14 protein-coding genes and 1 tRNA gene are annotated in these 13,877 nt (G+C 65.1%); 5 read left to right on the top strand and 10 right to left on the bottom strand.

Going from position 1 to position 13,877, the window contains the following annotated elements; all coding sequences use genetic code 11:
- The first annotated feature begins 128 nt into the window (after positions 1 to 128).
- From hemE to C6570_RS06010, 3 genes are all read left to right on the top strand, one after another.
- Positions 129 to 1,313 carry a uroporphyrinogen decarboxylase gene (gene hemE, locus C6570_RS06020; RefSeq protein WP_106702410.1) on the top strand — a complete coding sequence of 395 codons (1,185 nt, stop codon included), beginning with the start codon at positions 129 to 131 and terminating at the stop codon, positions 1,311 to 1,313.
- 369 nt (positions 1,314 to 1,682) lie between these two features.
- A complete protein-coding gene (gene priA, locus C6570_RS06015; protein WP_106702409.1) occupies positions 1,683 to 3,830 on the top strand; it encodes a replication restart helicase PriA in 2,148 nt (715 codons plus the stop codon).
- 175 nt (positions 3,831 to 4,005) lie between these two features.
- Entirely contained in the window at positions 4,006 to 4,383 is a 378-nt protein-coding gene (locus C6570_RS06010; protein ID WP_106702408.1) for a hypothetical protein, read from the top strand.
- Between the two features lie 119 nt (positions 4,384 to 4,502).
- On the opposite strand, the gene C6570_RS06005 is transcribed toward C6570_RS06010, so the two are convergent.
- Together C6570_RS06005 and C6570_RS06000 are read right to left on the bottom strand one after the other, a co-directional pair.
- Positions 4,503 to 5,465, bottom strand: a complete 963-nt coding sequence (locus tag C6570_RS06005) for an AEC family transporter (RefSeq protein WP_106702407.1) — start codon at positions 5,463 to 5,465, stop codon at positions 4,503 to 4,505.
- A gap of 57 nt (positions 5,466 to 5,522) precedes the next feature.
- Positions 5,523 to 6,185 (bottom strand): chalcone isomerase family protein, encoded by a 663-nt coding sequence (locus tag C6570_RS06000; RefSeq protein WP_106702406.1) that lies wholly within the window; start codon positions 6,183 to 6,185, stop codon positions 5,523 to 5,525.
- A gap of 215 nt (positions 6,186 to 6,400) precedes the next feature.
- Here C6570_RS06000 and C6570_RS05995 point away from each other — a divergent pair, with 215 nt between their 5' ends.
- Both C6570_RS05995 and C6570_RS05990 read left to right on the top strand, forming a co-directional pair.
- The gene (locus C6570_RS05995; protein ID WP_106702405.1) at positions 6,401 to 8,461 is read left to right on the top strand and encodes an ATP-dependent helicase; all 2,061 of its coding nucleotides are present in this window, start codon (positions 6,401 to 6,403) and stop codon (positions 8,459 to 8,461) included.
- A gap of 12 nt (positions 8,462 to 8,473) precedes the next feature.
- A complete protein-coding gene (locus C6570_RS05990; RefSeq protein WP_123812228.1) occupies positions 8,474 to 8,962 on the top strand; it encodes a hypothetical protein in 489 nt (162 codons plus the stop codon).
- A gap of 125 nt (positions 8,963 to 9,087) precedes the next feature.
- Here C6570_RS05990 and C6570_RS05985 read toward each other — a convergent pair.
- The 8 genes from C6570_RS05985 to secY form a co-directional block, all read right to left on the bottom strand.
- A tRNA-Met gene (locus C6570_RS05985) sits at positions 9,088 to 9,164 on the bottom strand.
- A gap of 23 nt (positions 9,165 to 9,187) precedes the next feature.
- Positions 9,188 to 9,574 carry a 50S ribosomal protein L17 gene (gene rplQ / locus C6570_RS05980; protein ID WP_106702403.1) on the bottom strand — a complete coding sequence of 129 codons (387 nt, stop codon included), beginning with the start codon at positions 9,572 to 9,574 and terminating at the stop codon, positions 9,188 to 9,190.
- A 127-nt stretch (positions 9,575 to 9,701) separates the two neighbouring features.
- Positions 9,702 to 10,700, bottom strand: a complete 999-nt coding sequence (locus C6570_RS05975) for a DNA-directed RNA polymerase subunit alpha (RefSeq protein WP_106702402.1) — start codon at positions 10,698 to 10,700, stop codon at positions 9,702 to 9,704.
- A 110-nt stretch (positions 10,701 to 10,810) separates the two neighbouring features.
- Positions 10,811 to 11,434, bottom strand: a complete 624-nt coding sequence (rpsD, locus tag C6570_RS05970) for a 30S ribosomal protein S4 (RefSeq protein ID WP_106702401.1) — start codon at positions 11,432 to 11,434, stop codon at positions 10,811 to 10,813.
- Between the two features lie 101 nt (positions 11,435 to 11,535).
- The gene (gene rpsK / locus C6570_RS05965; protein ID WP_106702400.1) at positions 11,536 to 11,937 is read right to left on the bottom strand and encodes a 30S ribosomal protein S11; all 402 of its coding nucleotides are present in this window, start codon (positions 11,935 to 11,937) and stop codon (positions 11,536 to 11,538) included.
- A gap of 18 nt (positions 11,938 to 11,955) precedes the next feature.
- Positions 11,956 to 12,321: a 30S ribosomal protein S13 gene (gene rpsM / locus C6570_RS05960; protein WP_106702399.1), complete on the bottom strand. Its 366-nt coding sequence runs from the start codon at positions 12,319 to 12,321 to the stop codon at positions 11,956 to 11,958.
- Between the two features lie 40 nt (positions 12,322 to 12,361).
- The gene (gene rpmJ / locus C6570_RS05955; protein WP_011481465.1) at positions 12,362 to 12,475 is read right to left on the bottom strand and encodes a 50S ribosomal protein L36; all 114 of its coding nucleotides are present in this window, start codon (positions 12,473 to 12,475) and stop codon (positions 12,362 to 12,364) included.
- Between the two features lie 74 nt (positions 12,476 to 12,549).
- A complete protein-coding gene (gene secY / locus C6570_RS05950) occupies positions 12,550 to 13,869 on the bottom strand; it encodes a preprotein translocase subunit SecY (RefSeq protein WP_106702398.1) in 1,320 nt (439 codons plus the stop codon).
- Positions 13,870 to 13,877 lie beyond the last annotated feature (8 nt).

Here is a 13,877-nt window from a genome sequence, read left to right as displayed (position 1 = left end):
CGCCGTAGGACAAAGCCGCCCTGCCCCGCGCCCAGTCCCGCTTGCGCCGTATGCCTGGCTGCGCCGCGATGGGCGCCGCCAACCCGCCGCAGGCCGCTTGCGCCGGTGCGCCTGCGACAATCTGGCGGATGAGCTTCCCTTCCCTGCAAAACGACACCTTCCTGCGCGCCTGCCTGGGCCTGGCCACCGACCACACCCCCGTCTGGCTGATGCGCCAGGCCGGCCGCTACCTGCCCGAGTACTGCGCCACGCGCGCCAGGGCGGGCAGCTTCATGGGTCTGGCCACGAACGTGGACTACGCCACCGAGGTCACGCTGCAGCCGCTGGCGCGCTACCCGCTGGACGCGGCCATCCTGTTCAGCGACATCCTCACCGTGCCCGACGCCATGGGACTGGGCCTGTCATTTCAGCAAGGCGAAGGCCCCAAGTTTGAGAAAGTGGTGCGCGACGAGGCCGCCGTGGCCGCGCTGGCCGTGCCCGACATGGACAAGCTGCGCTACGTGTTCGACGCGGTCACCAGCATCCGCCGGGCCCTGAACGGCCGCGTCCCGCTGATCGGCTTTTCGGGCAGCCCGTGGACGCTGGCCTGCTACATGGTCGAAGGCGGCGGCAGCTCGGACTACCGGCAGGTCAAGACGCTGATGTACGCCCGCCCCGACCTGATGCACCGCGTGCTGCAGATCAACGCCGACGCGGTGGCGCAGTACCTGAACGCGCAGATCGACGCGGGTGCGCAGGCGGTGATGGTGTTCGACAGCTGGGGCGGCGTGCTGGCCGACGGGGCCTTTCAGGCGTTCAGCCTGGCCTACACGCGGCGCGTGCTGGCGCAGCTCAAGCGCACGGGCGCCGACGGCGCCGTGGTACCGCGCATCGTCTTCACCAAAGGCGGCGGGCTGTGGCTGCCTGAAATGGCCGGACTGAATTGCGACGTGCTGGGCCTGGATTGGACGATGAACCTAGGCCGAGCGCGCCAGATCGTGCAGCAGGCCGCGGCAGAAAACGCTACAACAAACATAGCTACCGGCGCAGACTCCTCCAGCGCCAGCGGCCAAAAACAAACTGCATCGACCACGCCGAAGGCGCTGCAGGGCAACATCGACCCCAACGTGCTGTTCGCCCCGCCCGAGACCATCCGCACCGAGGTGCGCCACGTGCTGGACAGCTTTGGCGCCCCGCACACCGACCGCGCCGCGCCGGGCAGCACCCACATCTTCAACCTGGGCCACGGCATCAGCCAATTCACCCCGCCAGAGCACGTCGCGCATCTGGTGGAAGAGGTGCACCGCCATTCCAGGGCGCTGCGCCAGGGCTGACGCCGCCCGGCCGGGCGCAGGCCCAGCCCGCACCGGCCACGGACGGGCCGACGCCTACGACGCGAAGCCGGCCTCGTCAACCGCCGCAGTACGGTTTTTCTGCAAATAAATCGCCTCCAAAGGCTTGACTTATACACAAAACGCCGAAACCCGAAAAAGCCAGCTGTTTCGCCGGGTGGACAACCCGCCAACACCGCCTAAGTGATTGATTTGTATAGAAATTGAGGGGTGCCACTTTGCTGGGCAAGCTAAGCAAACCCTTGTCTGGCGGGCCTTTCAGGCGGTTGGGCCCGGGTTCTCAACAAAGTTATCCACAGAAATTGGGCATGACTGGCCAATCGATTTCAAATCAAGGACTTAGCGCCGCCAGTGCAAGTTGATCCTGATAGCACCGCTGCCGGCGCACCCCATTGGCTGGCCGTGGCGGTGCCCACGCCCGCCCACAGCAACCTGGCCGAGCCGCTGACCTACCGCAGCGACCAGCCCCTGGCGCCAGGCACGCTGGTGCGCGTGCCCCTGGGCAAGCGCGAGGTGCTGGGCGTGGTGTGGCACAGCGACTTGCCCGCGCCCCCGCCCGAACTGGCGCCGCAGGTGCGCCCCGTGGCCCCGCTGGAAGGCCTGGCGCCACTGGACGCGCACTGGCGGGCGCTGATCACCTTTGCCGCCCGCTATTACCAGCGCGCCCTGGGCGAAGTGGCGCTGGCCGCCTTGCCACCACAGCTGCGCACCCTGACCAGCGTGCAAATGGCGCGGCGCCTGAAGCGGCAAGGCCCCGCTGGCGCCGTGGCCACCCCGCCCAGCCCGTCGCTGCCCCTGTCGGCCGAGCAGGCCGCCGCGCTGCAGGCCATCGACAGCGGCGCGGGCCCGTTCCTGCTGTTTGGCGCCACCGGCAGCGGCAAGACCGAGGTGTACATGCGCGCAGCGGCCGACGCCCTGTCGCGCGACGCCGCCGCGCAGGTGCTGGTGCTGGTGCCCGAGATCAACCTGACCCCGCAACTCGAAGCGCGCTTTGCCGAGCGCTTTGGCGCCGACGCCGTGGTCGCACTGCACAGCGGGCTGACACCGGCGCAGCGCCTGGGCAACTGGCTGGCCGCGCACCTGGGCCGCGCGCGCATCGTGCTGGGCACGCGGGTGGCGGTGATGGCGTCGATCCCGCAGCTGGCACTGATCGTCGTGGATGAAGAGCACGACCCCAGCTACAAGCAGCAGGAAGGCGCGCGCTATTCGGCACGCGATCTGGCGATCTACCGCGGCCACCAGTGCGGCGCCAAGGTGGTGCTGGGCTCGGCCACGCCGTCACTGGAAAGCTGGTGGGCCAGCACGCCAGAGCCCGACGGGCCGGGCCGCTACCAGCGCCTGGCCATGCCGCGGCGCATCGGCACCGCCGCCAGCGAAGACGCCACGACCGGTCTGCCCCGCGTGCGGCGCGTGGACATGAACCGCCAGCCCAAGGGCGCCCTGCTGGCGCCGCCCCTGCTGGAGGCCATTGGCGAGCGCATCGCACGTGGCGAGCAGGTGCTGCTGCTGCTGAACCGCCGCGGCTGGGCGCCGGTGCTGCACTGCGCCGATTGCGGGTGGAAAAGCGAATGCCCGCACTGCAGCGCCTACCAGGTGTTTCACAAGATCGACCGCACGCTGCGCTGCCACCACTGCGGCTTCACCCAGCGCGTGCCGCACGCCTGCCCCAGCTGTGGCAACGCCGACATCGGCACCCTGGGGCGCGGCACGGAACAGCTGGAAGAGCAACTGGTGGGGCTGCTGGCCAACGTCCATCGCCCCGACGGCAGCAGCGCGCGTGTGCTGCGCATCGACGCCGATTCGGCGCGCGGCGCGGGGCGGCTGGAATCGCAGCTGGCGCAGGTGCACGACGGCGAGGTGGATGTGCTGGTCGGCACGCAAATGGTGGCCAAAGGGCACGACTTTCGCCGTGTCACGCTGGTGGCGGCCGTCAACCCCGATGGGGCGCTGTATGCCAGCGACTTTCGCGCCCCTGAGCGCCTTTTCGCCCTGTTGATGCAGGCCGCCGGGCGCGCCGGGCGCGATGCCGCCAGCGGCGCCACCAGCGAGATGTGGGTGCAAACCCAGTACCCCCAGCACCCGCTGTTTGCCGCGCTGAAGCTGCACGACTACCCTGGTTTTGCCGCCGAACAGCTCAAGGAACGCAGCGAGGCTGGCCTGCCGCCGTTCAGCCACCTGGCCCTGCTGCGCGCCGAGGCCCGCACGCAGGAGGCGGCGCAAGGCTTTCTGGTCGCCGCGGCCGATGCCGCGGCCGAATCGCTGGCGCAGGGCGAGCTGGCCGGGGCTTTCGACACCGTGACCTGGTACCCCGCCGTGCCGCTGACCGTGCAACGCGTGGCCAATATCGAGCGCGCGCAGATGCTGCTGGAAAGCCCGTCGCGAGTGGCCTTGCAGCGTGTGCTGGCGGCCTGCCAACCCATCCTGCACGCCTTGCGCGCTTCGCCCGAGCACCGCGCCGTGCTGCGCTGGGCCATTGATGTGGATCCGCTGGCGGTGTGAACCTGGCCCCGCGGCGCAAGGCAGTTTGCGGCCTTGTCCGACAGGCCGCGCGCTGGCGGCGGCCTAAACTGCGCACTTGCATACGGCCTGAACGGGGCGCCTACCCTCGATGGCCGCGTGATGTTGCCGCCCCGTCCCTGGGGTGGCGCCAACGCACACAGAAAGAGGTAAGCCAATGAAAAAGATGTTCGCCGTGCTGGCCCTGGGCAGCGCCTTCACCCTGCCCGTGCTGGCCCAGATGACGCCCGCCGAGACCAACATGGATAAAAGCGCGGCCCGCATGGAAGCGCGCAACGCCCGTGGCGCGCAATTGACCACCGTCACGCCCGAGCAGGCGCGCCACAACGAGCTGCAGCGCTGCGCCAACCTGCCCGCCTTCTACAAGGTCGATTGCGAAAACCGTGTGAACGGCAAGAACAGCGAAGCTTCCGGCAGCGTGCTGGGCGGCGGCGTGATCCGCGAAACCGTCACCACCATGCCCAAGGCCGAGCTGGACGCCGAAATCAAGCAGATTCAGCCTTTGAACCTGCCCGCGCAGCCACATCACAAGTAATTGACTGCACCGGGCCGAGCCACGCGCTTGGACCGTTTGGTAGCGCAAAACGGACTCGCGGCGCTGGCCAGTCCGTTTTTTGTCGCCCGCTCAGGCCCGCGGCGACATTGACGCGCCCCTCACGTCATCAACGCGACAAAGCCCGAAAAGCTGAAGAATGCCAGCGCGGTGGACCACAGGATCACCCGCGCGATGCGGCCGTTGTCTGCGCCAAACCGCTCTGCCAGCAGCGACACGTTGCTGGCCGCCGGCAGCGCCGCCGCCATGACCAGCGGCACCAGCATGGACGGCGCCATCCAGCCCTGGCCAACCATCAGCCAGCCCAATCCCCACACCAGCAACGGGTGCAAGAGCAATTTCAAGCCGGACAGCAGCGGCGCGTCTTGAAGGCGTGCAGAATCGCCCGCCGCCGCCGTCGGGCGCATTTGTGAACGTGCCAGCACCGCCCCGATGGTGAACAGCGCGACCGGCGACGCCGCATCGCCCAGCAGCGCCACCGTTCGCCCCAGCGGCGCCCACAGCCCGACACCCAGCACGCCGAACAGCGCGCCCAGTAAGATCGACCACGGCATCGGGTTGCGCAGCACCCCTTGCAGCGCGCGCAGCACCGCGCGCGCCGGCCCGTGCTCCGTCGCGGCGCCCCATTGCGACAGGCCAATGCAAACCGAGGTGGTCACCACCAGATCGACCAGCGGTGTGGCCATGACCGGGCCCGCCCCGGCATCACCCAACAGCGCCAGGATGAGCGGCACGCCCATAAAGCCCGAGTTGGGAAATGCGGCCACCAACGCGCCCATGGCGGCGTCGGGCCAGCCTGCGCCGCGCGCGCGAGCCTGCCAGGCGGCGGCGGCGATGACGACCGCGCCGCACAACAGCCACAGCGCCGCCACCGCAGGATCAAACAGGCGATGGGGCGGCGTGCTGCTGCCGAACCGGAACAGCATGCACGGCAGCGCAAAGTACAGCACGAAGATGTTCAGCCCGGGTACCGCGTCCAGCGGCAGCAGGCGCGCACGCGCGGCCAGGTAGCCGCAAAGCACCAAGGCGAAGAACGGAAAGGTGACAGCGAGGATGGCAAGCAAGCGAGGCCGCGCGCAAGGCCCACTTGCACGCGGCCGTCGATGATGCCATGCGCGGCCTCAGCCGCCGCCGGATTCGGCGCGCTTGGCTTCGATGCCCAGCAGGGCATCTTTCAAGGTGGCGTCCGCCGGCTTGTTGCCCAGCCAGATGCGCGCCACGGCGATGAAGTAGCTGGGGTCGGCCACGGCCTCGCCTTTTTGCTCGCCGTTGAGGTAAAAGGCCGTGCCCTTGCCGGGCACGTAGTCGATGGTCAACGCGGTGCCAGCGGCCGCGCTCGGCTCTGCGCCAAAAATGCGGCTGAGGCGCTCCATCTGCGGGATCAGCTTGATCCGCTCGCCCGATGGGGCGTTGTCCTGCATGCCCTGCACCATGGCCACGCCGAGCATGTCGCCCTTGAGCTCGCGCAGCGTGATCAGCTGCAAGCGCTTGGGCCCAGGCGCGGCGGCCAGTTGCTCCAGCGAGCTGACCTTGGTCGTGGCATACAGGCCGATGTCGTACACGCGCACCACGGCGCGGTAGCGCGTGCCCTTGCCGTTGAGGTGCAGCGTTTGCCCCGCCAATTGCACGGTGGGCGACAGGCGCACCACCGCGGGTGCGGCGATGGGTGGGGCCTTGGCAGCCGGAGCGGGCACCGCTGCCGGGGTTTGAGCCGAGGCGTGGCCGGCAGCGAACAATGTCGCTGCCACAGCCAGCAAGGGGGCGTAGGCGCGTTGTCTCTTCATTTTGGTGTGTCCCTTTTGTCGCGTTGTACGTTCGCTCCGGTGCGCCTGCAGGCTGAGGGGCCGAACGGCGCATTGATTGGAACGCAGATCGCCCAATTCGGATTACATCGAATGACCTCAATTCCGCGCGTTCGTGACGCATTTCGCATACGGATGTGTACGGGTGCGGCGCGCCACATGCAGGCTAAGATTGACGATTTGGTCGGCGCATTTCCTTGTCTTCTTCCGGTCTCAACCTCGCGCAGCAAGACGCGGTCAACCACTTACGCGGCCCCTGCCTGGTGCTGGCAGGTGCCGGCTCCGGCAAAACCCGGGTCATCACGCAAAAGATTGCCAAGCTGATCGAATGCGGCGTGGCGCCCAAGCGCATCGCCGCCATCACGTTCACCAACAAGGCCGCCACCGAAATGCGCGAGCGCGCGCGCGGTCTGGTGGGCAAGGCCGCTGGCGAGGTGCTGATCTGCACCTTTCACGCGCTGGGCGTGCGCCTGCTGCGCGAGGATGGTGCCGCCGCCGGGCTGAAGCCGCAGTTCAGCATCCTCGACAGCGACGACGTGCTTTCGCTCATCAAGGACTGCGGCGCCACCACCGACGCCGCCACCGCGCGCCAGTGGCAATGGAACATCAGCCGCTGGAAAAACGCCGGGCTGACCGCCGCCGAGGCCCAGGCCCAGGCCAGGTCCGAAAGCGAGCGCCACACGGCCGAGCTGATGGCGCGGTATGAAGAACGCCTGAGCGCCTATCAGAGCGTGGACTTCGACGACCTTATCGGTCTGCCGCTGCGTATGCTACGAAAAGATGAGCTTCTGGCGCAGAAGTGGCAAGCGCGACTGGCCCATACGCTGGTGGATGAATACCAGGACACCAACGCCACGCAGTATGAGTTGATGAAGCTTCTGGTAGGCAGCGCCGGCAACTTCACGGCGGTGGGTGACGACGACCAGAGCATCTACGGCTGGCGCGGCGCCACGCTAGACAATTTGAAGCGCCTGCCGCAGGACTACCCTGCGCTGCGGGTCATCAAGCTGGAGCAAAACTACCGATCCACCAGCGCCATCCTGCGGGCGGCCAACAACGTGATCGGGCCCAACCCGAAGCTGTTCCCGAAAACGCTGTATTCCGAGCTGGGCGAGGGCGAGCCCGTGCGCGTGGTCGACTGCGACCACGAACAACACGAGGCGGAGCGGGCCGCAGCGCGCATCCTGTCTTTGCGCCAAACGTCGCCGCACAAGGAATGGCGCGACTTCGCCATCCTCTACCGTGCCAACCACCAGGCGCGCGTGCTGGAACAGGCCCTGCGCCGCGCGCAGATACCGTACAAAGTCACCGGCGGGCAAAGCTTCTTCGACCGCGCCGAAATCAAGGATCTGTGCGCCTGGCTGCGCCTGTGGATCAATGAGGATGACGACCCGGCTTTCTTGCGCGCCGTGACCACACCCAAGCGCGGCATCGGCCACCAAAGCCTGGCGCAGCTGGGCGACTTTGCCAGCCGATCGCACCTGTCCTTGTTTGGCGCCTTGTTCGCTCAGTCGCTGGGCAGCGCCCTGCCCGCGCGGGCGGTGGGCAGCCTGCAGGAGTTCGGCCGCGAAATCAACGACTTGCGGTATCGCGCAGGGCAAGCCGTGGGGCAAGACGCGGCGCGCACCTTCCTCGCCGATTGGCTGAAGGACATCGGCTACGAGCAGCACCTGTACGACGGCGAGGACAGCGAGACCGTCGCTGCGTCGCGCTGGTCCAACGTGCTGGAGTTCTGCGACTGGATGGCCGGGCGATGCGGCGGGCAGATTGAAGACGGCACGGGCGCCAACGCGCCCCGTGAGCTGAGCTCCCTGCTGGAAGTGGCACAAACCGTGTCGCTCATCTCCACGCTGAACGAGCGCGAGCAAGACCCGAACATGGTGACGCTGTCGACCCTACACGCCGCCAAGGGCCTGGAATGGCCGCACGTCATCCTGGCCGGCGTGGTGGAGGGCATGCTGCCGTTCCGGCCCGACGACGATGGCGACGCCGCCGCGCTGGCCGCCCGCATTGAGGAAGAGCGCCGCCTGATGTACGTGGGCATCACGCGGGCCCAGCGCACCCTGGCCGTCAGCTGGACGCGGCGGCGCAAGAAGGCACGTGAGTTGGTGCCCGCCCAGCCCAGCCGATTCATTGCCGAAATGGCGCTGAACAGCGCGACCGTCCGCGAAGACCCCCGGGCCAAGCTGGCCGCCCTGCGCGCGGAGTTTGCGGGCCGTGCCCAAAGTGCGAACGCCGCCCCACCGACTGCCCCCTGAGTGACTTCCACCATGACTTCCCCCTGCTTGCCCGTCGCCGTCGCATTTGCAGCAGCGCTATGCCTGTTGGTGGGCTGCGCTAGCCCGTCCACCACGCTGCCCAGCGGCCCTGCTACCAGTTCGGCCAGTTTGGCTTCAGACGCCGAATGCCCAGACGTCACACGGCTGCGTTCAGCGCAGTTGTACGGCACTTGGGAGCTGGAGCTGATAGCCACCGGCCAGCGAGGGCAATTGACGCTGCGCCAACACCCCGAATTCAGCGAAAGCCTGCGTGGCGAGTTCCGCTACGGTACGCAACGCTCCATCGCCTCGGGCGATGTCGAAGCGGGGGAGTTCAACCTCGATGAATCGCTGGACGGCAAGAGCCTGTACGCGTTCTGGAGCGGCCAGCTGACGCCCGCCAAGTGTGGCGCCGAGATCCGCGGCACCTGGCAAACCCTGCCGCGCGATGGCAAGCCCAGCGTGGAAAGCCCGTTTGTTCTGCGCCGAGAGGGCTGGTAGGCATGTCTGCGCCTACGACCGCTGCGGACATTGCCAGCACATAAGCGCGAATCGAGCGCGTTTTCCCCGAAGACCAGATAGGCAACAAAAAAGCCCACCGATTGGTGGGCTTTTTTGAGGCAACTTGGTTGCGCGAGGAGGATTTGAACCTCCGACCTTTGGGTTATGAGCCCAACGAGCTACCAGACTGCTCCATCGCGCGGTAAGCCTGTGAGTATAGCAGAGTTATTCTGCTTTGTCTTCGTCAGATGCTTCAACGCGATCCACCAGCTCAACAAAAGCCATCGGTGCGTTGTCGCCCACGCGGTAACCCATTTTCAGGATGCGCGTGTAGCCGCCCGGACGCGCCTTGAAGCGCGGGCCCAGGTCGTTGAACAGCTTGGCCACGTTGGCGTCGTCACGCAGACGGGCAAACGCCAGGCGGCGGTTGGCCACGGTGTCGGTCTTGCCGAGCGTGATCATCGGCTCCACCACGCGGCGCAGTTCCTTGGCCTTGGGGACCGTGGTCTTGATCGCTTCGTGCTGCAGCAGCGAGTTCATCATGTTGCGCAGCATCGCTTGGCGATGCGCGCTGGTGCGGTTGAGTTTGCGAAGGCCGAGACCGTGACGCATGGTGCTTTTTCCTTTCGGTTGCTTATTAAGAGGGCCGCCGTATCAGGTACGGCCCTTGCACGTGAATACTATGCTTTTCATAGCTATTGGCGCTTGATGGACGGGCGCCAGCAGCCAACTTGATCAATCAGCGCTTGTCCAGGCCGGTGGGTGGCCAATTTTCAAGCTTCATGCCCAGCGTCAAGCCGCGCGAAGCCAGCACTTCCTTGATTTCGTTGAGCGACTTGCGGCCGAGGTTCGGCGTTTTCAGCAGCTCGTTCTCGGTGCGCTGGATCAGGTCACCGATGTAATAGATGTTCTCTGCCTTGAGGCAGTTGGCCGAGCGCACGGTCAGTTCCAGCTCGTCCACAGGACGCAACAGGATCGGATCGAAGCTCGACGCACCGCTGCTGCGTTGCGACGATTGTTCGAAGATACCTTCGATGGCGGAGCCTTCGAGCTGCGCAAACACCGCCAGCTGTTCCACGAGGATCTTGGCCGAAGCGCGAACCGCGTCTTCCGCAGTCACGGCGCCGTTGGTCTCGATCTCCATGACCAGCTTGTCCAGGTCGGTACGCTGCTCGACGCGGGCGTTCTCCACGGCGTAGCTCACGCGCTTGACGGGCGAGAACGAAGCGTCGAGCACGATGCGGCCGATGGACTTGGTCGGCTCGTCGGCGTAGCGGCGCAGCGTGCCAGGCACGTAGCCACGGCCCTTCTCGACCTTGATCTGCATGTCCAGCTTACCGCCTTGCGACAGGTTGGCAATCACATGCTCAGGGTTGATGATCTCGACGTCGTGCGGCGTCTGGATGTCGGCAGCGGTGACGACACCTTCGCCATCCTTGCGCAGGCTCAGCGTGACTTCATCGCGGTTGTGCAGCTTGAACACCACACCTTTGAGGTTCAGCAGAATGCTGACCACGTCTTCTTGCACGCCGTCGATGCTCGAGTACTCGTGCAGCACGCCCGCAATGGTGACTTCGGTGGGCGCGTAACCCAACATCGACGACAGCAGCACGCGGCGCAGCGCGTTGCCCAGGGTGTGGCCATAGCCGCGCTCGAACGGCTCCAGCGTGACCTTGGCCTTGTTGTCGCTGATCGGCTCGACGTTGATGGCTTTGGGTTTCAGCAGTTGGGTTTGCATTCTCTAGACTTCCTCTCAATACCCCCGGCTCGTTACACCGGTAAGGCTGGTGAAGCACCAAACCCGCCTGGAAGGCGGGTCGGAACAAAAAGGGCGCTAAAAAGCAAGAATCAGCGCGAATACAGTTCGACGATCAGCGATTCGTTGATGTCGGCGCCGAACTCGTCGCGGTCAGGCGTCTTCTTGAAGGTGCCTTCGACCTTGTCGGCGTTCACTTCGACCCATGCGGGGAAGCCCACCTGGCCAGCCAGTTGCAGCGCTTCGACGACGCGGTTCTGCTTCTTCGACTGCTCGCGCACGGCAACCACGTCACCGGTCTTGACCATGTACGACGGAATATTCACGGGCTTGCCGTTTACCGTCACAGCCTTGTGAGACACCAGCTGGCGCGCTTCGGCGCGAGTAGAGCCAAAGCCCATGCGGTACACCACGTTGTCCAGGCGGGACTCAAGCAGTGACAGCAGGTTGGCGCCGGTGTTGCCGCGGCGGCGATCGGCTTCTTCGAAGTAGCGGCGGAACTGCTTTTCAAGCACGCCGTACATGCGCTTGACCTTCTGCTTCTCGCGCAGCTGCAGACCGTAGTCGGACGTGCGCTGGCCGGAGGTGCGGCCGTGCTGACCGGGCTTGGTGTCGAACTTGGCCTTGTCACTGATGGAGCGGCGTGCGCTCTTCAGGAACAGGTCGGTGCCTTCACGGCGGGAAAGTTTGGCCTTCGGGCCAAGATAACGTGCCACTTGAAATTCCTTGCTTAGTCATCTGCCATGGCCAAACCGCCATGGGAGCCGCGCGCGACACTTGCCGCTGCGGCGGTGGGCTTAGTTGAAAGAGCGAAGTATCAGATACGGCGGCGCTTTTGCGGGCGGCAGCCGTTGTGCGGGACCGGGGTGACGTCCGAGATCGAATTGATCCGGATACCCAGAGCGGCCAGCGCACGCACCGAGGACTCACGACCTGGGCCGGGGCCCTTGATCTCGACGTCCAGGTTCTTGATGCCCTGATCCACAGCAGCGCGACCCGCCACTTCCGAAGCGACCTGCGCAGCGAACGGCGTCGACTTGCGCGAGCCCTTGAAGCCCTGGCCGCCCGAAGATGCCCAAGACAAGGCATTGCCTTGGCGGTCGGTGATGGTGATGATGGTGTTGTTGAACGACGCGTGCACGTGCGCGATGCCGTCTGCAATGTTCTTGCGGACCTTCTTGCGAACGCGCTGGGCGGCGTTGGAGGGTGCTTTGGCCATAGTTCAGCAGTTCCTTGATTATTTCTTGAGCGACTGCGCTGCCTTGCGCGGGCCCTTACGGGTGCGGGCGTTGGTGCGCGTACGCTGGCCACGCATGGGCAGACCACGGCGATGGCGGAAGCCACGGTAGCAGCCGATGTCCATCAGGCGCTTGATGTTCATCGTGGTTTCACGGCGCAGGTCACCTTCGATGATGAACTGACCGATCTGGTCGCGCAGCTTTTCTTGGTCGGCGTCGGTCAGGTCCTTGACTTTCTTGTCGAAGGGAATGCCGCAGGCTTCACAAATCTTGCGAGCGCGCGAACGACCGATGCCGAAGATAGCCGTCAAGCCAATTTCGGTGTGCTTGTGCGGCGGAATGTTGATACCAGCAATACGTGCCATGTGCTCTTATCCTGTTAACTATCGTGCGGGCAGCGCGCGTTCAACCCTGACGCTGCTTGTGGCGCGGGTCGGTGCAGATGACGCGGACCACGCCTTTGCGGCGGATGATCTTGCAGTTGCGGCAGATCTTCTTGACCGAAGCTGAAACTCTCATTTCACTCTCCTAAAACTTTCTTGGGTGCCGAGACCTACCGTCTCTTGCCCGATTTCCTTGACTGTGTCGACCCGTCAGCCGGGCAGAGACGTTTTGAAGTTGGCCTTCTTGAGCAGCGACTCGTACTGCTGGCTCATCATGTAGTTCTGAACCTGAGCCATGAAATCCATGGTCACCACCACCAGAATCAACAGCGACGTACCACCGAAGTAGAACGGGACGTTGTAGCGAAGGATCAGAAACTCGGGCAACAAACACACGGCGGTGATGTAAATCGCACCGGCCAGCGTCAGCCGCATGAGGATCTTGTCGATGTACTTGGCAGTCTGCTCACCTGGGCGAATGCCCGGGATGAACGCGCCGCTCTTCTTCAGGTTGTCTGCTGTCTCGCGGCTGTTGAACACCAGCGCCGTGTAGAAGAAACAGAAGAAGATGATGGCGGTTGCGTACAGCAGCACATAGATCGGCTGGCCAGGCGTCAGAGCAGACGCCATGTCCTTGAGCCAACGCATCGAATCACCTGCGCTGAACCAACCCACCACAGTGGCAGGCAGCAAGATGATGGAGGAAGCGAAGATCGGGGGAATCACCCCAGCCATGTTCAGCTTCAACGGCAAATGCGAGGACTGACCACCGTAGACCTTGTTGCCGACCTGCCGGCGGGCGTAGTTGACCAGTATCTTGCGCTGCCCGCGTTCCACGAACACCACAAAGTACGTCACCGCCACGACGAGCACAACGATGAACAAGGCCACGATGATGCTCATAGCACCGGTGCGCACCAGTTCCAGCAAACCGCCCACCGCGTTCGGCAGGCCCGCAGCAATACCTGCGAAGATCAGGATCGAAATGCCGTTGCCCAGCCCGCGCTCAGTGATCTGCTCACCCAGCCACATCAGGAACATCGTTCCTGCCGTCAGACTGACGACCGCCGTCACGCGGAAGCCCCAGCCAGGACTCATGACCAAGCCTTGCTGCGCTTCCAATGCCACGGCAATGCCGAACGATTGGAACAAGGCCAGCGCCAACGTGCCGTAACGGGTGTACTGCGTGATCTTGCGACGACCTGCCTCACCTTCCTTCTTCATTTGCTCGAAGGTTGGCACGACATAGGTCATCAGCTGCATGATGATCGAGGCCGAGATGTACGGCATGATCCCCAGTGCAAACACCGTGAAGCGCGACAACGCGCCACCCGAGAACATGTTGAACAGGTTCAGGATGCCGCCTTGCTGCCCCTGGAACAGCTGACGCAGCTGGTCGGGGTTGATACCGGGCACGGGAATATGCGCGCCGATTCGGTACACCACCAGCGCGAGCAGCAAGAACACCAGACGGCGACGCAGGTCGCCGTACTTGCCGGTCTTCGCGATTTGCGTTGCGCTCGTGGCCACTACTGGAT

This window comes from Ottowia oryzae, from assembly GCF_003008535.1.
GTDB classification, from domain to species: domain Bacteria; phylum Pseudomonadota; class Gammaproteobacteria; order Burkholderiales; family Burkholderiaceae_C; genus Ottowia; species Ottowia oryzae.
The sequence above is the reverse complement of the archived record's forward strand: the minus strand, read 5'-3'. Positions and strand labels throughout refer to the sequence as shown.

Bases quoted from the DNA above. Each gene is read 5' to 3' on its own strand.
- hemE (WP_106702410.1), top strand. From the start codon at position 129: ATGAGCTTCCCTTCCCTGCAAAACGACACCTTCCTGCGCGCCTGCCTG.
- C6570_RS06010 (WP_106702408.1), top strand. From the start codon at position 4,006: ATGAAAAAGATGTTCGCCGTGCTGGCCCTGGGCAGCGCCTTCACCCTG.
- C6570_RS06000 (WP_106702406.1), bottom strand. From the start codon at position 6,185: ATGAAGAGACAACGCGCCTACGCCCCCTTGCTGGCTGTGGCAGCGACA.
- C6570_RS05990 (WP_123812228.1), top strand. From the start codon at position 8,474: ATGACTTCCCCCTGCTTGCCCGTCGCCGTCGCATTTGCAGCAGCGCTA.
- rplQ (WP_106702403.1), bottom strand. From the start codon at position 9,574: ATGCGTCACGGTCTCGGCCTTCGCAAACTCAACCGCACCAGCGCGCAT.
- C6570_RS05975 (WP_106702402.1), bottom strand. From the start codon at position 10,700: ATGCAAACCCAACTGCTGAAACCCAAAGCCATCAACGTCGAGCCGATC.
- rpsK (WP_106702400.1), bottom strand. From the start codon at position 11,937: ATGGCCAAAGCACCCTCCAACGCCGCCCAGCGCGTTCGCAAGAAGGTC.
- rpsM (WP_106702399.1), bottom strand. From the start codon at position 12,321: ATGGCACGTATTGCTGGTATCAACATTCCGCCGCACAAGCACACCGAA.
- rpmJ (WP_011481465.1), bottom strand. From the start codon at position 12,475: ATGAGAGTTTCAGCTTCGGTCAAGAAGATCTGCCGCAACTGCAAGATC.